General features: G+C 41.4%; 17 protein-coding genes. 4 read left to right on the forward strand and 13 right to left on the reverse strand.

Translation table 11 applies throughout. The features are described from left to right. Window positions 1-5 precede the first annotated feature (5 nt). From ACJYYY_RS07605 to ACJYYY_RS07645, 9 genes are all read right to left on the reverse strand, one after another. Entirely contained in the window at window positions 6-734 is a 729-nt protein-coding gene (locus ACJYYY_RS07605; RefSeq protein ID WP_051456991.1) for a DnaD domain-containing protein, read from the reverse strand. Between the two features lie 179 nt (window positions 735-913). Continuing rightward, complete coding sequence (gene asnS / locus ACJYYY_RS07610) at window positions 914-2,206, reverse strand: asparagine--tRNA ligase (RefSeq protein WP_035315029.1); 1,293 nt, start codon at window positions 2,204-2,206, stop codon at window positions 914-916. Between the two features lie 20 nt (window positions 2,207-2,226). Next, complete coding sequence (locus tag ACJYYY_RS07615) at window positions 2,227-3,417, reverse strand: pyridoxal phosphate-dependent aminotransferase (RefSeq protein WP_035315028.1); 1,191 nt, start codon at window positions 3,415-3,417, stop codon at window positions 2,227-2,229. Between the two features lie 13 nt (window positions 3,418-3,430). After that, entirely contained in the window at window positions 3,431-3,967 is a 537-nt protein-coding gene (locus tag ACJYYY_RS07620) for a DUF5590 domain-containing protein (protein ID WP_408868795.1), read from the reverse strand. 126 nt (window positions 3,968-4,093) lie between these two features. Next, window positions 4,094-6,862 (reverse strand): ATP-dependent DNA helicase DinG, encoded by a 2,769-nt coding sequence (gene dinG / locus ACJYYY_RS07625; protein WP_051456989.1) that lies wholly within the window; start codon window positions 6,860-6,862, stop codon window positions 4,094-4,096. 174 nt (window positions 6,863-7,036) lie between these two features. Next, the gene (locus ACJYYY_RS07630) at window positions 7,037-8,338 is read right to left on the reverse strand and encodes a pyrimidine-nucleoside phosphorylase (RefSeq protein ID WP_408868796.1); all 1,302 of its coding nucleotides are present in this window, start codon (window positions 8,336-8,338) and stop codon (window positions 7,037-7,039) included. Window positions 8,339-8,428: 90 nt separating this feature from the next. Next, window positions 8,429-9,613: a NupC/NupG family nucleoside CNT transporter gene (locus ACJYYY_RS07635; protein WP_035315027.1), complete on the reverse strand. Its 1,185-nt coding sequence runs from the start codon at window positions 9,611-9,613 to the stop codon at window positions 8,429-8,431. Window positions 9,614-9,730: 117 nt separating this feature from the next. Beyond that, window positions 9,731-10,396 (reverse strand): deoxyribose-phosphate aldolase, encoded by a 666-nt coding sequence (deoC, locus tag ACJYYY_RS07640; RefSeq protein WP_035315026.1) that lies wholly within the window; start codon window positions 10,394-10,396, stop codon window positions 9,731-9,733. Between the two features lie 95 nt (window positions 10,397-10,491). Further along, window positions 10,492-11,436 carry a sugar-binding transcriptional regulator gene (locus ACJYYY_RS07645; protein ID WP_035315025.1) on the reverse strand — a complete coding sequence of 315 codons (945 nt, stop codon included), beginning with the start codon at window positions 11,434-11,436 and terminating at the stop codon, window positions 10,492-10,494. Between the two features lie 726 nt (window positions 11,437-12,162). On the opposite strand from ACJYYY_RS07645, the gene ACJYYY_RS07650 reads away from it, so the two are divergent. The 4 genes from ACJYYY_RS07650 (at window position 12,163) to ACJYYY_RS07665 (ending at window position 15,446) form a co-directional block, all read left to right on the forward strand. After that, window positions 12,163-12,966: a hypothetical protein gene (locus tag ACJYYY_RS07650; protein ID WP_035315024.1), complete on the forward strand. Its 804-nt coding sequence runs from the start codon at window positions 12,163-12,165 to the stop codon at window positions 12,964-12,966. 198 nt (window positions 12,967-13,164) lie between these two features. After that, window positions 13,165-13,635, forward strand: a complete 471-nt coding sequence (locus tag ACJYYY_RS07655; protein ID WP_408868797.1) for a hypothetical protein — start codon at window positions 13,165-13,167, stop codon at window positions 13,633-13,635. A 715-nt stretch (window positions 13,636-14,350) separates the two neighbouring features. Continuing rightward, window positions 14,351-14,917, forward strand: a complete 567-nt coding sequence (locus ACJYYY_RS07660) for an ATP-binding cassette domain-containing protein (protein WP_408868798.1) — start codon at window positions 14,351-14,353, stop codon at window positions 14,915-14,917. Window positions 14,918-15,026: 109 nt separating this feature from the next. After that, on the forward strand, window positions 15,027-15,446 hold the full coding sequence (locus tag ACJYYY_RS07665) for a hypothetical protein (protein WP_035315021.1): 420 nt from the start codon (window positions 15,027-15,029) through the stop codon (window positions 15,444-15,446). Between the two features lie 167 nt (window positions 15,447-15,613). On the opposite strand, the gene ACJYYY_RS07670 is transcribed toward ACJYYY_RS07665, so the two are convergent. From ACJYYY_RS07670 to ACJYYY_RS07685, 4 genes are all read right to left on the reverse strand, one after another. Beyond that, window positions 15,614-16,474: a Cof-type HAD-IIB family hydrolase gene (locus ACJYYY_RS07670; RefSeq protein WP_035315020.1), complete on the reverse strand. Its 861-nt coding sequence runs from the start codon at window positions 16,472-16,474 to the stop codon at window positions 15,614-15,616. Between the two features lie 550 nt (window positions 16,475-17,024). Beyond that, window positions 17,025-17,282: a hypothetical protein gene (locus ACJYYY_RS07675; RefSeq protein ID WP_035315019.1), complete on the reverse strand. Its 258-nt coding sequence runs from the start codon at window positions 17,280-17,282 to the stop codon at window positions 17,025-17,027. 441 nt (window positions 17,283-17,723) lie between these two features. Then, a complete protein-coding gene (locus ACJYYY_RS07680; RefSeq protein WP_035315018.1) occupies window positions 17,724-18,695 on the reverse strand; it encodes a biotin--[acetyl-CoA-carboxylase] ligase in 972 nt (323 codons plus the stop codon). Further along, the gene (locus ACJYYY_RS07685; protein ID WP_035315017.1) at window positions 18,676-19,863 is read right to left on the reverse strand and encodes a CCA tRNA nucleotidyltransferase; all 1,188 of its coding nucleotides are present in this window, start codon (window positions 19,861-19,863) and stop codon (window positions 18,676-18,678) included. Before ACJYYY_RS07685 ends, ACJYYY_RS07680 begins: the two co-directional genes overlap by 20 nt.

Genomic DNA, 19,863 nt, shown 5'->3' on the forward strand with positions numbered 1-19,863 from the left:
ATGGCTTACTTCGATTGATTATCTTCGAGCCAGTTATACATTTTAAATGGTTTAACTGGTTTTGCTTCAGATGTTAGATTACGGGTCGAACCTGTATGATTTTTCATCGTGTAAGCCCCAAATTGTTCACTCGCTTTTTTAGCATCTTCAAGTGTTTTTACACCTTCATTGCGCCAATTTGTTAAAATACGATCAATGTAACGGATATTCTTTTTACCCGCAATAACACATTCCTTTAAAGCTTCTTTAATCAACTCATTTGAATGCTGTTCTTTTGTCCAATTGGCAATCGTTTCTCCTTCAATTGGCGATAATTGGCGGCTGAATTCTTGCTCAATTAACGCATAAACACTCATATCGAGTTGGGCTTTTTGTTCAACTTGGGCTTCTTCAATTTGATTCAAAGCTTGCAAGGCAATTTTTTCCCATAATGGGGTTAAATCATAACGTTCTGTTACACGTCGTTGCGCATCAATTTCGGTGTTAATCTTCAATACTTTTTGATCAATTAAGCGTTGAATGCGAATGTAACACTCACTTTGTGAGACTGACATCCGTGTGCTTAATTCAGTAATTGGTGGCAGTACTTGTCCTTGCTGAATGTAGGCATGCAAGTGAATCAGCAACAGTACATCCGCATCGCTAAGACCTAATTGATGGTGATATTGCAACAAGGGTAATGGCACATTTGCCGCTCCACTCATCATGCTTTTTGCTAAAAATTGATAATCCATCTGGATTCCTCCTTCTCTGAATAAAAACGCACCACCATGCTGACATGATGCTGCGCTTAAATGTGTGATTGACTAACTTAATTTCACTGGCTCCTTTGCCGATGAAAAAAATCGGCATGGTCGACAGTTCCAATTTCTACAGTTCAGAACGGTTGAAGCCACTTTTGTTTTTCATATCCCTATGGGTAAATACGGTTTAATAAACGAGGGAATGGAATTGTTTCACGAACATGGTCAACACCTGTTACATAAGCAACAAGGCGTTCTAATCCTAAACCAAAACCAGCATGTGGCACATCACCAAACTTAGTAATATCGAGGTACCATGAGTAAGCTTCTGGATCTAAACCGTGTTCTTTAACGCGTTGTAACATTAATTCTGCATCGTGAATACGTTCTGACCCACCAATGATTTCACCGTAACCTTCAGGCGCAATTAAGTCCGCACATAATACGACTTCTGGGCGGCCTGGTTTTGGTTGCATGTAGAATGATTTGATGGCTGTTGGGTATTCTGTGATAAAGACAGGTTTATCGAAGTGGTTCGCAATCGCTGTTTCATGTGGCGCACCAAAGTCATCGCCCCATTCAATATCATCAAAGTCTAATTTATGTAACAATTCAATCGCTTCGTCGTAAGTGATACGTGGGAAGTCGCCTGTTACAAGTTCAAGTTTTGATGTGTCACGGCCAAGTACATCTAATTCCAGTTCACAGTTTTTAAGCACTGATTGAATAATATAAGACACATATTGTTCTTGAATTTCGAGGCTTTCTTCGTGTTCAACAAAGGCCATTTCAGGCTCAATCATCCAAAATTCAATCAAGTGACGACGCGTTTTTGATTTTTCAGCACGGAAGGTTGGTCCGAATGAGAACACGCGACCCAAAGCCATTGCTGCAGCTTCCATGTATAATTGACCACTTTGAGAAAGAAAGGCATCTTCATCGAAATATTTTGTATGGAATAATTCAGTTGTGCCCTCAGGTGCACTTCCTGTTAAAATCGGAGGGTCCACTTTTGTAAAGCCATTGTCGTTAAAGAATTCATACGTTGCACGAATTAATTCGTTACGTACTTTCATAATCGCATGTTGACGTTTTGAACGTAACCATAAATGACGGTTATCCATTAAGAATTCAGTACCGTGCTCTTTTGGTGTGATTGGGTAATCTTTCGCTTCAGCAATTACTTCAACTGATTGAACACCCATTTCAAAGCCGAATTTAGAACGTGAATCTTCACGGATTTCACCTGTTACATAAAGGCTTGTTTCTTGTGTAATGTGTTTTGCTAAATCGAACATTTCTTCTGACACTTCGGCTTTAACGACTACACCTTGCATAAAACCAGAGCCATCACGCAATTGTAAAAAGGCGATTTTTCCGCTTGAACGTTTGTTGTCTAACCAACAACCGATTGTAACGACTTGTCCAACGTAATCTTTAGCTTGCTTAATTGTAATTTTCACTTGTGTTCCTCCAATAAATATTAGTGTTGTTTCGTTGCTACGAAGTTTTTCATTCGTCGTACTGCTTCTTCTAGCAAGGTTAACGATGTTGCATACGAGATACGAATGTAACGTGGTGTTCCAAAGCCGGAGCCAGGAATAACTGCGACCTGTGCTTCTTCTAACAAGGCGGTAGCAAAGGCATCCACCGTGTCATAACCACAGTTAGCTGCCGCTTCACTGACGTCGATAAAGAGGTAAAACGCACCGCTCGGTTTATCGACTTGAAAGCCTGGAATCGCAGTGATTTGTGGGTAAATCGTATCTAAACGTTCACCAAAGGCTTGTTTCATTGTCGCGATGGCCGTTTGATCGCCTGTATATGCGCCTAAGGCTGCATATTGGGCAATCGAGGTTGGGTTACTTGTCGCGTGACCATTTAATTGGGTCATCGCTTTAATAACCGTCGCATCACCAACTGCATAGCCAATTCGCCAACCCGTCATTGCATGCGATTTAGAGACACCATTAATAATAATGGTTAACGCCTTAATCGCTTGACCTAATGAGGCGATTGAAACATGTTCTGCCTCACCAAAAAGTAATTTTTCGTATATTTCATCCGAAATAACCATAATTTGATGTTTGACAGCCACATCCGCAATCGCTTGAAGCTCTTCTCTATTATATACCGTTCCGGTTGGATTACTAGGCGAATTAATAAAAAGGGCCTTTGTTTTTGGTGTGATTGCTGCTTCAATTGCTGTGGCAGTCACTTTAAACTGATTGGCATGTTTCCCTTCGATAATAACGGGTACACCATCGGCCAATTTAACCATCTCAGTATAGCTCACCCAATAAGGTGATGGAACAATGACTTCATCGCCTGGATTTAAGATTGTTTGACATAATGTGTAAATTGCATTTTTAGCGCCGGTTGTAACAATCACTTCGTCTGTTGTATACGTCAAACCATTATCAACAGCTAACTTATCAACAATCGCTTGTTTCAGTTCAATCACACCACCGACTGCGGTGTATTTTGTTTTCCCTTCATCCATCGCTTGTTTGGCAGCCGTTAAGATGTACTCAGGTGTATTAAAGTCCGGTTCACCTGCGCCAAGGCCAATCACATCCATACCGGCGGCCTTCATTTCTTTTGCTTTACCTGTGATTGCTAATGTTGCTGATGGTGTAATATTTAACGCGCGTTGCGATAATGTAAAACTCATCTTTACGACCCCCTTATAAGTTGTTAATCTGACGATACCAAGCACCTGTAATAAAGTTAATTTCAAAATAATTCAAGGTACCATCTTCTTTACGATATGAAATTTCCCAAATTGGTGTTCCCTCATCCATCCCAATGTTGGTCGTTAAGATTTTTGCTGGCTGTTTCTCTTTGATGGCGATATTATTAGCATCTTTTTTACTAATACCATCACTCATTCGATAACTAACAACTTTAGAACTTTTATTTGTTTTTTTACCACGTGGAACAAAAACGGCGGTTTCAACCCCTTTTTTATTTGGACCAACGATGACTGAATACGTATCTTTAATGCCGTTATAGTAATAAAAAGCGCTAATTGATTGAATGCCTTTTTTTGCTTGGGCAATTTTAAATGCCTCGGCCTTCGCCTCACGTTTTGGTGCCGTTGCAATCATATAACTCACAACTAAAAAAACAATGATAGCGACAATCAAACCTGTTACTATCCAAGGCCACTTTTTTTTCTTTTGATAGCCTTTGTTTTGCAGTTTTATTTTAATAAGTCTCACACTTTCTATCCTTTATTTTAATTCTCTTAAAGTCATATGCCTGTGCTAGTCTTACTTGCATATTATAGCAATCTTACGCCTTAAAATAAAGCGAAAGTTATCATCTCAACATAATGTTTAAGCCGCTTAGTCCTCGCTATTTAGCGGCAACCATTCGGCCACTGCTGGTAGAATCTCTGCCCGACTTCCCTGTACCATATCCACGAATGGGATTGACTGCAAGAAGGCCTGACCAAAATCGGTTTTATCAATCCGCTGGTCAAACACAACAATAATTCCCCGGTCATTTTCATGTCGCATTAACCGGCCAAATCCTTGGCGAAAACGCAGAATTGCTTGCGGCAACGCGTACTTTCTAAAGGCGTTTTCTCCCTGTGCCTTAAAACGTTTCATTTGCGCTTTCATATACGGATCTTCGGGTGACACAAATGGAAGGCGGACAATTGCTAAGCAGCTGAGCGCTTCACCAGGAATGTCTAATCCTTCCCAAAAACTGGTCGTACCGAGCAATATCGCCTTATCGGTTCGCTTAAACTGTTGGATTAAACGTTGCGTACTGCCTGAGGTCAGGTTCTGTGCCAAAATTCGGTAGTTCGCCAATTGCTTGTTATGATTTAGTTTTTGATAGGTTGCACTCAGCATGTCGTAGGCGGTAAACAACACGAGCATGCGTCCATTTGTTTGCTGTGCCAACTCACTTAAATAACGCGCCAAATGATCAACGTAAGTGTGCAACGACACTTCTTTCACTGATGGCATGTCGTTCGGTAAACACAGGCGTACATGCGTTGCATAATCAAAGCTTGCCGCCAACAACATCGTCGGTAATTCATCTTTTCTAAAACCGAGTTGCTGTTCGAAGTAAGCAAACGATTGATTCGTGGCCAACGTCGCTGAGGTTAAAATAACCGCTGCATTGGATCTAAACAGACTGTTTTGAATCAGGTCAGCAGTTTCTAACGGTTCACCCATCAAACGGCTCCCATTACGACTGTTCTTGCGGTCCGTTTCATACCAAACAACCATTGGTACTGTCGAATCAGCCATTAAGCGCGTCAGTTGTTGTTGCATCTCAATTGAAAAACTAAGGGCACGACTGACTTCTATTTCAAACAGCGGTTCACCTTTCACAGCTTGTTGCTGTTCAAGCTCAGTTAGTTGAGTGACTAAGGTTGTATATAAGTGTTGACAACGACGATAGATTTTTTGTACCTGTGGGCGCAGTTGCGTTAACGTTTCTGTTTGCCCATCTGACAACGCCACTCTAAAAGCACTCGGTCGTTTCTCTTTTTCACGTAAAAACAGGTCATTAATGTCATCAAATAATTGCGTTAAACCTAGGTCAAGGCTCGTGACTGTTAGGCCAATATCGAATAATAACGGTTGTAATGTCGTTTCTTTTTTCATTATGCTCCAGCCGTTCTCTTTATGGAGGGCGGCAATGCGATTCAGCATAAAACGGGCCTGCTGCAACGAAAACTGCGCCCCTAAAAATTGGCGGGCTGAATCTGGAATATGGTGCGCTTCATCAATAATGACATGGTCATAATCTCCTAACACATCAACCTGTTCAACCGTATCGAGCCAAAGCGTGGCATGGGTTGTCACAATCAAGTGAGCGGCAGCCGCTTTCCGTTTCATCCGCTGATAAAAATCATATGGCTCATAGATAGAGCCATCATCCTTAGCACTACTCGTAATTTGATAGACGATGTTTTTACCACCACCCGGATGATTAAGTTCGGTTAAATCGCCGGTGTTCGTTTGTAATAACCAGATGAGTAATTGCGCCTTTGTTAACGCCTCATCATAATTCGTTGATGGCCCATGCAGCACAGTGGCAAATTTCGATAAACTGATGTAATGCAATCGGCCTTTGACGGTGGCAACCGTCACATCAAACGGTAACATTTGCTGTAGACGGGGCACATCTTGACTCATCATTTGATTTTGTAACAACAACGAATACGTTGCAATCACGACCGGTTGACCCGTTTGCGAAAAATAGGCTGCTGGCAATAAGTAGCCGAGCGTTTTGCCGATACCAGTTCCTGCCTCAATCGCTTGATGATGATTAAGTCGTAATTGCTCATAGACGGTATCCATCATCACAAATTGATTCGGACGTGGTTCAAAATCGGGGAAAACCGCACTAATTAAGGCCTGTTTGGCCCTTTCTTCATGCGGATACACGCTGTTTGACACAGCCTTGTTTGCAATCGCTTCAGGTGTTTTAAACACCAACCCTTCAAAAGCCGTCCACTGCGGATCAAGTAACTGATTATGACGCTCATTATAAGAGATACACTCGTATAATTCGTTCGAAAAATCACTGAGCAATTCAGGCATTAACGCGTATAGTTTTTGCAAGACTGGCAAGGGCAGTTGTTTAATGGCAGTCATTGCCTTTAAAAACAAGGCTGCCGTTGCTAACGTATCACTTGCAGCGGAATGCGGTTGATCATGGCTAATATTAAATTCTTCACTTAAATCACTGAGACGATAACTGTCTAATGTTGGATATAAAATACGCATTAACTCAACAGTGTCAATTTTACGAGCAATCGTAAAATCATAGCCAAGTCGATGTGCTTCTGCTTCGATAAACGGCCAGTCAAACTGGACGTTATGAGCGACAAATACGGTATCACTTAGAAGACTTGCAATAATTGCCATAATATCATCGATATAAGGTGCCCCAGCGACTTTTTTAGTCGTTATTTTAGTGAGTTCTGCAATAAACGGTGGTATGGTTCGATCTGGATTTACGAGCGTCGAAAACTCATGGACAATTTCACCATGCTCAATTACAATCGCTGAAAATTCAATGATGCGGTCGCCTTCCTTTGGACGATGACCTGTTGTTTCGATGTCTACAACAACGTAGCGCGTCACACGAGTTCCCTCTTTTCTTTGATGCCTTCATTCTGTTTACAATAATCTCTATTATTATAACAAATATACCCTTACTTTTACAGTTGTTAGGTGAATAACCGTGATAACAAAAAAGGAACCGACAATATGTTGTCGGTTCCTTAAGACTGAAGATAAACGGTTGAAAGTACTTTTTTATTCAGTGACAACTGAATGGATTAAAGTTGGTTCAACACCGCTATCGGCAATCGTAATGTTGTCGTAAATTTTAGCGATAACATCCGCCACATTTTCGCGGTTGGCATAAATTGTTACGAGTGATTCGCCTGCTTCAACAGCCTCGCCCACTTTTTTGCGGAGCATTAAGCCAACTGCTAAATCAATCTCGTCTTCCTTCGTCGCACGGCCTGCACCGAGCAACATCGCAGCAATCCCAATCTCATCGGCAACCATGTTAGCGACAACACCCGTTGTTTTAGCAGGCACCTCGATTTTGAATTGCGCTTGCGGTAAACGTTCTGGGTGATCAACAACTGAATCGTCGCCACCTTGATTGCGTAAAAATGTTTTGAATTTTGCTAACGCTTTACCGTTGGCCATCACTTCTTCTAACATAACGCGTGCTTCGGCTAACGTATCCGCTTTTTTTGCTAACACAACCATTTGCGAACCTAATGTTAATACAAGTTCAGTTAAATCGGCAGGGCCTTCGCCTTTTAATGTATCAATTGCTTCTTGCACTTCAAGTGCATTACCAATTGCATAACCAAGTGGTTGCGACATATCTGAAATAACGGCCATCGTTTGGCGACCAACGTTATTACCGATACGAACCATTGCGTGTGCTAAGTTTTGCGCATCTTCTTCCGTTTTCATAAAAGCGCCAGCGCCGGTTTTAACATCTAACACAATTGCATCAGCACCAGAGGCAATTTTCTTACTCATAATTGAACTTGCAATTAAGGGAATCGAGTTGACTGTACCCGTTACATCACGCAACGCATACATTTTTTTATCCGCCGGTGTTAGGTTCCCTGATTGACCAATCACCGCTACCTTATCGCGGTTAACGATTTCCATGAATTTCTCATTTGAGATTTCAACATGGAAGCCTTTAACAGCTTCAAGTTTGTCGATTGTTCCACCCGTATGACCTAAGCCACGCCCTGACATTTTAGCTGTTGGGATGTCTAACGCCCCAACAAGTGGTGCTAATACAAGCGTTGTTGTATCACCAACGCCACCAGTTGAGTGTTTATCAACTTTAATCCCTTCAATACCCGATAAGTCAATCGTATCACCTGAATTGACCATTGCCATCGTTAAATCCGCGCGTTCAGAATCTGTCATGTCTTGGAAAAAAATCGCCATTGCTAGAGCACTTGCTTGATAATCCGGAATGTCGCCTGCTGTATATCCGTCGATGAAGAAGTTAATTTCTGCTGTTGTTAATTCTTTACCATCACGTTTTTTTGCAATAATATCAACCATTCTCATGTAAAATCACCAGTCCTTTGTCAATTTAGTTCGTACCAATCAATTTGTTCTGTTGCACGCGGACGCTGACAGCATCACATGCTTTGTTTATTAATAAATTAAACCTACGATTGTTGCTGTTAAGAAGCTAACTAATGTCGCACCATAAAGAAGACGTAAGCCGAATTTTGAGGCCAAGTTCCCTTTTTCTTCGTTAAGTCCTTTGATAGCACCAGCAATAATACCGATTGACGCAAAGTTAGCAAATGACACTAAGAATACTGAAACAATCGCTGTTGTACGACCAGAGAAGTCATACGTATTATTCGCTAAGAATTCCATTGCAACAAATTCATTTGAGACTAATTTAGTTGCCATCACACTACCGGCATGAATTGCTTCCGACCACGGCACACCCATTAAGAAGGCAAATGGTGAGAAGGCATAACCGAGCATGTCTTGGAATGAGATGCCGAAGATAGCTGAGAAAATCCCGTTAATTAAGGCGATAATCGCGATGAAACCGATTAACATTGCACCAACGGTAATGGCTACTTTGAAACCATCCATAATGTATTCGCCAAGCACTTCGAAGAATGATTGTTTATGATCTTTTTTTACTTCTAAAATATCTTCACTTGGATCAACCTCATAAGGGTTAATGATTGACGCGATGATAAAGCCACCAAACAAGTTCAAGACGATTGCTGTTACAACATATTCTGGTTCAAGCATTGTCATATATGCACCAACAATTGACATTGATACAGTTGACATGGCTGACGCACATAAGGTGTACAAACGTTTTTCATTCAATAAACCTAGTTGATCTTTAACTGAAATAAAAACTTCTGATTGGCCTAAAATAGCTGAAGCAACCGCGTTGTATGATTCTAATTTACCCATACCATTCACTTTGCTTAGGAGGTAACCAATCCCACCCATAATGACCTGTAAGATTTTTAAATAACGTAAAATACCGATTAAAGCTGAAATAAAGACGATTGGTAATAAGACGTTTAAGAAGAAGTTTGAGCCGGCATCTTCGTTAAGCAAACCACTGAAGACAAAGTTAACACCTTCGGCTGCATACCCTAATAAGAATTCGAACCCTTTAGCAAACCCACCAATCAACACATTACCTAAGCTTGTATTAAGTAACAATGCCGCGAGTAAAAATTGTAATACGAGCATTATTGCAATTGGACGGTATTTGATTTTTTTCTTTTCCTTACTAAATAACCACGCTAAGAGCAAGACGACAATCAGACCGATAATACCAATTAAATATTTCATCATAGACCACCTTTTATTAGTTTAATATTGCAATCGTTTCCATCAAATATTATACAACATCTTGAAGGCTATTGGTGAAAAATAAGAGAAATTTTCAAAAAACTTAGCTCATTAGGATTAGTAATTCGAATCTGATGTGCCACCTGCGATGATTGTGACACCTGCACTTGCGCCAATACGTGTTGCGCCGGCTGCGATCATTGCATCAACGTCTGCTTTTGAACGAACGCCACCTGATGCTTTAACACCGATGTTTGGTCCGACTGTTTGACGCATTAGAGCGATGTCTGCTACTGTTGCCCCTCCCGTTGAAAAACCTGTTGATGTTTTAACAAAATCAGTGCCGGCAGCGACTGCTAATTCACAGGCACGTACTTTTTCTTCATCTGTTAATAAACATGTTTCGATAATTACTTTCACGAGTGCTTGGCCTTTAACCGCTTCAACCACTGCTTGAATATCAGCTTGCACTGTTGCGTTATCGCCATCTTTTAAAGCACCAACGTTAATCACCATATCGACTTCATCGGCTCCGTTTGCCACAGCATCTTTTGCTTCTGATACTTTAGCAGCAGTTGATGTTGCACCTAAAGGGAAACCTATAACAGTACATACTTTAGCGTAGGCGCCTGCTAATTTTTCTGCTGCTAACGGCACCCAGTAAGGGTTCACACAAACTGAAGCGAAATCATGTTCGCGTGCTTCCGCAATTAATGTTTCTACTTGTGCGCGTGTTGCGTCTTGTTTTAATAATGTATGATCAATCATATTTGCTAATGTCATGATTAAATCACTCCTTTTCGTTTAATAGCTTGAGTATACTACATGATGAACGTTTGTGCAAACAACCAAAGAACTTTTGTTCACATCGAGTTATTTTATGTCGAAAACGTTAACAACGCTTTAGCTGTCTCGTAATCAAGCAAGAGAATGTTAGCATATTTCCCCTTTAAGGCGGCATCAATCGCCTGCACTTTTCGCACCCCACCGGCCACAAGAATGGCATGTTCTTTCATTTGTAAGTCCGCCAGTTCAATTCCCATCGTACGATTATCAATCGTTGGTGCACAGATGGCACCACTAGCGTCGTAAAAACGGGAACAAATATCACCGACTGCCTTTGTTTTTAGCAGCTCTATTTCAGCCGCAGTTAAATAACCCAGTTGAAACAGCAGCGCTTCTGGCCGTACTGTACCGACAGTGAAAATCGCGGTATTCGCACGTTTACCAAGGTTACTTACCGCTTGAATGTGACGGTCTTTTTCTACAACTTGTTTCGTCACTTCATTATCAAACACAACCGGTAATGGTAAGGCGTGTGGCATTGTCCGAAAGGCGCGGGCAAAGGTATTTAACGTTTCGTTGGCATTGGTATCGACCTTCGATTGGCTGATGCCACCCTTTAATTGCACCACTTGGATGTTTTTGGTTTCTTGCGGTCGCAAATGTTTGGCAATCGCCTCAATCGTTTTGCCCCAACTGACACCGATAACGTCATCATCCTGCGTTAGCGTTTCGATGTAACGGGCGGCAAACTCACCTAAGGTATCATACAATTTAGCTTCAGAAATGCTTGGTGCAAACACCAGTTGAACATCTTTTAGTTGATAACGCTCTCGCAATTGACGTTGCACGCCTTCGATATCACTGAAGGGATCGGCAATTGTAATTTGGACGTAGCCTTTTTCTTTGGCATAGGCTAACAGACGCGACACAGTCGGTCGTGATATTTGCAGTTGGTTGGCAATTTCTTGTTGGCTTAATTCGGCTTCATAGTATAGCCGTGCGACATTCACACTGAGTTGTCCTTTTTCTGTTGGCATCTGGTCGTCTCCTTTAGCTTCTATCTCTTTCTTTAAATGATAGCGATTTATCATCTTAAAAGCGAGTGTTGTTTCACAAAAAACAAAATATCTTTAAACTAGACATACTTGTAGTTACTAGTAATATCAGTGTAACCCTAAAGAAACCTATTGACAATCGCATAGATATGTTCTATCAAATCGGTTGTTTTAAACGGTTTTTTTTGACATTGTAAACGCTCAAAGAAATATTAAAGTGGCATTAAGTTGCTAACGGGATAGAAACGGAGCGTATTAACAATGAAAACACACTTATTTTATTTATCACCCTTTTCTGTTTAGGCATTAACGGCACTGTCTTAGCTGCCAATACAGGTGATACCAACTGGGCCAATGAATACCGCATTTGGAGTCCCAATGACCATACACCTGCTCGAAAAAAAGATAATGGAACGGCTTATTATCAAAAAATCAAGACATTAACTAAAGGACTGCTTTATATTAATGTCTGGGCTGCCCTAAGTGATGGGACTGATGTTTCTGCCGGTCACACGTATAAAACATACAAAGGTGATGTCACCTTTGTATATAACCTTGCCCACGAAAAACATCCTGGCAAAAAAGTTCGAATTGACTCGCAACGGTTTGGTAATGGATCAGCCATAGGCGTTTGGAGTCCCGACAGCTTAAAATAACCTTTTATCATCCCGTAGCAGCTTTTATTTTTTAATCAAAGGACGTGTTTTTATGACAAAATTTATTTGGCAGCGGATGCAGCGGCAAAGTTTTCACGTCGGCATTTGGCTCGGTGTGTTACTCGCCTTGCTACATGTATTCACACGCGTATTGCCACTCATAACCTCAAATGATGTTCTGTTTACACCGTTTACGATGTGGCTTGGAATTGATTCCTTTAGTGTCCTCAACCTCCTCTTTTATTTGTTATTGCCCTTTTTAAGTAGTTTGGCCTTTGCCGATTTCCTTAAACGTGACATTACGAGTGGATTTTTACAACAAATAAAATTAAGCTTGCCGATTCGACGGTATTACCGCATCATTTTTTGGGTCACCTTCATTAGCGGTGCCTGTCTCATCGCTTTACCGCTTCTGATTAATTTAGTCGCAAGCAGTTTAGTTCTACCGAGTTACCTTCCTGACGAACTCCTCAATAATAACATCGCAATGCGGGCTAATAGTACCTTATTCGTTGGTCTTTATTATAGCCATCCTGTATTACACCAACTGTTTTACCTTTTACTAGCTGCCATCTTCGGTGGTTTTGGTTTGTTTGCTTGTTTTACGTTGGCATTATCTCTCTGGCTTAAACAGCCTTTAGTCGCACTATTTGCCGCTTTTCTTTTACAACTCCTCCTTTATTTACTCAATTCACTCCTATTTATGAACACGACCATCACACCCTTTGACTTTTTACCAGAAACAGTTTTATTGCGGAGCGTGCAGTTAAGTGTTGTCCTCAGTACGGCCCTTTGCTTGATTGTTTGTTCATCGTTGTTCTATGTAATTGGAGTGAAACGTCATGTTTGGCTCTAAACAGTTTTTTCGATCAGTGTTTGATCAACAATGGCGTCAATTAGTTCTTTGTTCACTCATACTCCTGACGATGTCATACTTGCTTTTTCACGCGATTGACGTTACAAAAGACGACGGCTTCTTATTAATTTTTGACGAAATAAATGATAGTTACATGCGTTTGTTTGTTATCCTTTGATTATCATTTGTCTTTTTTCATTGAATCCCTATCAGTTAACTGATTTGTTTGCTACCGGAACACGTCTAACCTTTATTGTCAAACAACGCATCGCGATTCTATCGCTACAACTGACGATGACTTTCTTCTACAGTATCGGCCTCTTCATCACGCTTCCACCGCTCTCCCACATACAGCTATTACAAGTGATTGGCTTACTGTTCAATCAATCGCTTTGTTTAGGGATTATGGGTGCCTTGACGTTGCTGATCAAAGAAACAAAACTGCTCACAGTTTCCGCGCTACTCTTAACGATTGGGCTCTTGCTATGTAACTTTTTTTTGCGGATGGCACATCTGCCCTCATTACTTTTTTTTGGATTTAAACCGACTTCTTTAGCGATTATCAGTAACGGCCTGTTAACGCTTAGTCTGGAATTATTACTATTGTGGCTGCTCACTTGGCTCATGTTAAGAAAGGATTTTATCAATGGCACACTTACTTCGCTGTGAACTTACTTATTTCATCAAGCTAATGCAGCGTCCACTACTGTTGTTCTTGCTTACACTTATTGCGTTAGTTGCTTTTTTTGCAATCGGCTCATCACACGACAGCTTAATTGTGGCTGCTTTTGACGGTATTAGGCAGCCCGGATCTCAAAGAGGCTTTACTTTCCCGATTTTTTGGTTGAGTTATTATATCGCCCCACTCTTTTTTTAGCGGGTTATTGTCAACGGTTCATTTTTCATCGCTTGCCTTTTTTGTTGTTACAACAGTTTCGCCGACAAACGATCGTGTTCATTCACCTGTTTATTCAGGCGCTCTTTATATCCGTCTACACTTTTTTTAGTTTAACGCTATTAGTTCTTTTAAGTGATGAAACATTGCCTACACATTTAATAGGACAAGTCAGTCTGCAGCAGCCGCTCATTCTGTTCACGCTACTATTTGTTTCACAAACCTTACTATTGTGCCTGTTACAGCACATACATTTATGTTTTTCACTCAAATTAACCCCGCTGCTATCACTACTTAGCTGCCTCATTTTACTTACAACCACAATAAAAAAATATTTTTTTGTAACCCATTCAATTTCTCAATGTTGAGTCGTTGGCAAGACGCGACCCTTGCTCAAGTCAGCAGTTGGCTACTACTTTACGGTGTTGTCTTAATCTGCGGCATTCACTTTTTCTTACGACAATATTTTTATCTAAAGGAGTCCAAATCATGACAACTTACCTTTCTGTTAATCACGTCTCAAAAAAAATCAACGGTTACACGGTACTCGATGATATAACTTTCTCACTCGATGCTGGTAAAATTTATGGATTTAACGGTATTAATGGCTCAGGCAAAACAATGTTATTGCGAGCTATTCTAGCCCTCATAAAAACGACTGGTTCGATTACACTTAAACAACAACCCGTTACGTTAAACCAACCTTTTCCTGTGAAAGTAGGGGCATTGCTAGAGCACCCGAGTGTCATTAGCGAATTCTCAGCCGTTAAAAACCTGCAATTAATTGCCCATCTCCAGACCAACACCACTCAAAAAGATATTGAGGATGCTTTACTCCTCGTCGGTTTAGATCCTTCTGATCGACGCAAGGTCAAAAAATACTCGCTCGGAATGAAACAAAAACTAGGACTCGCCCAAGCCTTTTTAGGTAATAATGAACCGCTCGTCTTAGATGAACCGACCAATGCCCTCGATGCTAACAGCATCGCTCGCCTTAAAACAACCTTGAAAAAAGTTAGCAGCCAACGGCACAACCATTTTACTAACATGCCATGATACTAGTTTTATCGAAGAAGTAGCTGACGAACACTTTACAATGGAAGGCGGTCGCTTGCTATGACCCTTACAAAAAAAACGGATTTCACTAATTATAATCGCTATTCTTGTGATTTGTGGTAGTTATCGCTATTACAGTCTGAATCGCATAGTCAATGCACAGCAACTACAGACACGGTCTTTTGAATTAAATGAACATGTGAGTACCCCTAACTTTAATATCACAGCAACAAAAACAACAGCCTGCTACCAAGGAGATGAAGATGTCTATCGGATTGAAGTATCGCTCAAAATCCACAAAACCGATCCTCAAGCAACCAGTCTATCTGTTTTACCATTTTTATGGCTAACACCGCACTATCAGGGACTTAACCAATCCGTTACCTTTCAAACAACTGACGGTGTAGTCATAAACAACGAGTATTGGCAACAACATGATGATGTGGATGGAATCGTTACCTTTTCGCTACCTAGAGAACGCATTGTTGGCAGTAAACAAGCTGTTTCTTTTGAAGTTCTATTCAAGTAGCATCAGCAATACTACAAAGACAGCCTACAGCTTCCTAAAACACTGTTTCAAACACATTAAAAGCGTCACATCAGACAGTATTGATGTGACGCTCTTTTATTACTGTGTTGAATACGAAAAACAGCTAATCCACCATCGATAAGAGTAAAGTCATAGCAATCGATAACTTACTGACCCTTATTTTTCATGTCACAAGCTAATAAACTAAGGAGCATTTGTGCAATCCCGTCTTCATTGTTCGATTTGGTCACAGTTGTCGCGATTTCTTTCAATTCTGCCACTGCGTTCCCCATTGCCACACCCGTTCCAACGTATGTGAGCATGCTGACATCGTTCAAACCATCACCAAAGGCGACCATTTGGGCCGGGGTAATCCCACGCGGTTCAAGCACTGCGGCAAGCGCAGCCGCCTTATCGATATGTTGCGCGGTGAACTCAAAATAAAACGGCGCGGTAAACATCGCATTTAAGCTTTCTTTGAACGGAGCATAGATAGCCTCATGATGTGCAAGTAAATAGGCTTGTTCGGCAGCCACCACAATTTTATTAAGGTCAAAGTCGAGCATTACAGCTAAATCAGGCGCCTCACATAAGCGATAATCGCCACTGCGGGCTTCATGCTCGAATACGTTATAAGTCGTTCCTTCATGCTGAATCGCTTGATTATACACATCATTGACATAGATGTAATCGCCGCGTTCAATCATTACTTTGACATCGAATTGTTTCAAGTGCTCCAATACGGCTTTTGCGGTTGGCACCGCGATGGTCTCATCAAACAAGACCGCTTTGGTCGCATAATCGGTCACCTTTGACCCATTGTAAGACACCAATAAACCATCATAACGGTCCATTTGGAGTTCTGCCGCATAGGCAAACATTGCTTTGGTCGGTCGGCCCGATGCCAGTACAAGTTGCATGCCTTGCTGTTGGGCGGCGATAAGACTTTTGCGTGTCTCCTCACTGATTTGTTGCTGTTCATTAAGTAAGGTTCCATCCATATCTAAAATAATTGCTGCTAATGTCATCTATTCATGCTCCTTTCTCTGATGCTTTTATTATATCATGAAGCGCTTACAACCCTCTCTTAGAAAACACCTACAGTTATGCATTAAAATGCGGATACCTCTGCTTTTATGCTGAAAAGAGAACGACTTGTGTCTCACAAACCTTTCCCTCTATTTTTTACGATGGATTTGTCACTCGATAATAGTTCAACCACTCGTGGATGAGTGGCAATAACAAGAGGAGGATAATCGTAATGACAATTCATTTTGTTTCCACGCATAGGCATACGACAACACCAAATAGACAAACACCATTTTGATAAATTTCGGTAGTTGATCATAAAATAACATTGCTGTTCCTTCCTTTATAGACGCGAGTCCGTCCAATAAGAGCCATCCTTGACTCGTAAATAGCCATGTTCTGTCTTCAAGTTAGAAGATGGCTTGTTTTTCATATCAGCTTTAGCTCCCCCGTAAGCAGAATAAGTCGCTGTTTGCTGTTTTCGACCAACATCTTGCCATACTAATTTATGACCCCCATTTGATATTAAAATAACTTTATAGATGCGATTTATTTGCGACTTTCCGCCTTAAATTGAATGGTTCGACTACCTGAAGTTTCTCCTGATATTTTCACCAATAACCCATTTATAGCCTGAACCACTCGACCAGTTGCTGTTTGTGAAATGCAATACTGACTGTTATCAAACGCACTTGGATCATTGACCATCTGTCTGTTATTATGAGTTTCATTTGCCTGGCTAACGATATTTACTGACATTAAAGGCACTATCATGAAAAGCACCAATAGATTCCGGGAGTTCTTCATTTAAGCTGCTCCTTACCGTTTTGAACACCCGTATCATATTATGCTGTTTGTCTTTAGAAACAGAGATGCCACTCATCCTTTATTATTTTCAGAGTAAAAAACAGCCCCTTAAGGGACTGTCCAGATTGTACACAAAGACTGAAAGAATTCTTTTCATTTTTCTTCTGAGCTGTTTGCTTCTAACCGGTTGCTTTCACTTTTATTCCTCCAGTTACATCAACCAGAAGCTTTCAACTTTCAGATAAATGGCAGCGACGGGAAATAGTCGCTTTCTTTTATCTTCCAAGCTGTTTGCCTCTAACCGGTTGCTTTCACTTTTATTCCTCCAGTTACATCAACCAGAAGCTTTCAACTTTCAGATAAATGGCAGCGACGGGAAATAGTCGCTTTCTTTTATCTTCCAAGCTGTTTGCTTCTAACCGGTTGCTTTCACTTTTATTCCTACACTTCAATATCCGCAGAATACACATAATGCAATTCATCGTTAGCATCTTGCAACACTAAGACACCATCATCGGTAATGCCTTTAAATTCGCCCTCTAAAACGCCTTTAAGCGAGCGCGCTTTAATGTGTTTATTAAATTGCAAGGCGTGTTCCTCCCAATTGCGTTTAATCGGGGCAAAGCCTTCGGTTAAATATTGTTGATAAAAAGCTTCGAATTTTGTTAGAATCGCTTGAATCAAGGCGCTTCGTTGCAACGTTTCACCACTCGCAAGTCGTAAACTCGTTGCGATGGTTTTAATTTCAGGTGCAAAGTCCGCTTGATTAACGTTAATGCCCATCCCAATAATAACAGCTTTAACTTCTTCGGGATCGCTCACTAGTTCGGTCAAAACACCACATACTTTTTTACCATCAATAAAAATATCGTTCGGCCATTTAATCTGAGCATCGATACCGACCACTTCTTTAATGGCAGCCACAATCGACACGGATGCTAGAAACGTTAATTGTGGAAACTGCTGCATCGATAACTGTGGTTTTAAGATTAAACTCATCGCGATGTTGTCGCCAGGTTGTGAAAGCCACACGCGTGAGAGCCGTCCGCGACCGGCGGTTTGAAAATTGGTCACGACTAATGTGCCTTCTGGTGTGCCTTGATGCAACAATTGTTGCGCGATTAATTGTGTCGAGCTCGTCTCAGGATGATAGACGATTTTTTGACCAATAACGGTTGTTTTTAGCCCTAAATACAGTTCGTTTTCGGAAATTTGATCGGTGTTTTGCTCAAGTCGATAGCCCTTATTGCGGACCGCTTCAACTAAAAAACCTTCTTCTTTTAAGGCGTTCATATGTTTCCAAACTGCTGTACGCGAACAGTTTAAATGATCGGCAATCGTTTGTCCCGATACAAACGCTGTTTCGGTTGCCGAAAAAAGTTCAAGCAAGGCTTTACGAATATCTGTTTTCATCTAATACCCACCCCTTAATTGCCGCTGTGTCATTGCTTAACTCCCCTTGCACAACCGCCTCTTCAATTTGTCGTAGGGCATTTGCTAACCAAGCACCGGGTTTTTTATCCAACCATGCCATAAGGTCATGCCCACTCACTTTCAATTCAGCACGGCTGTGCATTGGTAGCGCCTCATATTGGGCAAACACAGCTGCGGTATCCGTTGCAATCTGTTGTGCCGCTTTCAGATGTTCAACTAGTTTGATGGTTGCTTCGCCAGCATCATACAAGGTTAAGTCAGACCAACTACTTATTTCTTCGTAATAACGTAACGCTTTTGCCACGGTCGTCATTGTCTCATTCGAAGCCTTCCATTGCTTTAAAAAGGGCTTGGCCTCTGTCGGACAAACAACCGCACATAAAAGTGTCCACGCCTCTAACGGTGTGCGCTGCTCTGACCAACTGCAGTTGAGCAATTGCGCTAAGGTCGCTGCACTTGAAGTCATACCCGGAAGATAGGTAAATAAGCCGGTCTCCTTAATTAAGGCTAAGCCTTTAATGACATCCGCACCAGTTAATAGCTTGGTCATTTCAATGTAGCAACGCTCAACCGCGATATGCGAAAGTAACGCTTTATTGGCGGTAATGGCGGCCTTCGTTGCTTCATCGAGCGTGAAACCCAATTGACTAACAAACCGCAGGGCCCGCATCATCCGCAAAGCATCTTCTGAAAAACGCTCATCCGCAATGCCAACCGCCTCGATATGACCTGCTTTAATTGCTGCTTGGCCGTGATAAGGGTCATGCATGACACCAAATTGGTCCATCGCAATCGCATTCATCGTAAAGTCGCGTCGTTTCAAATCTTCGACAAGTGAACGTACAAACGTTACTTCGTCAGGGCGACGAAAATCTTGGTAGGTCGATTCTGTTCGAAACGTCGTGATTTCATAACCTTCTTTAGCTAACATTACCGTCACCGTTCCGTGTTGAATCCCCGTATCAATCGTATGTTTAAACAGCTGCTTCACTTCATCCGGAAACGCTGAGGTAGCGATATCGACATCGGCAATCTCACGGTTCAAGAGGAAGTCGCGGACAGAACCACCCACAAAGTATGCTTCAAATCCCGCTGCTGTTAATGTTTCTAGGAGCGGTAACGCCTCCAAAAATTTACCTGTTAACAT

Origin of the sequence: Brochothrix campestris (genome assembly GCF_046058945.1) — a bacterium.
GTDB classification, from domain to species: Bacteria; Bacillota; Bacilli; order Lactobacillales; family Listeriaceae; genus Brochothrix; species Brochothrix campestris.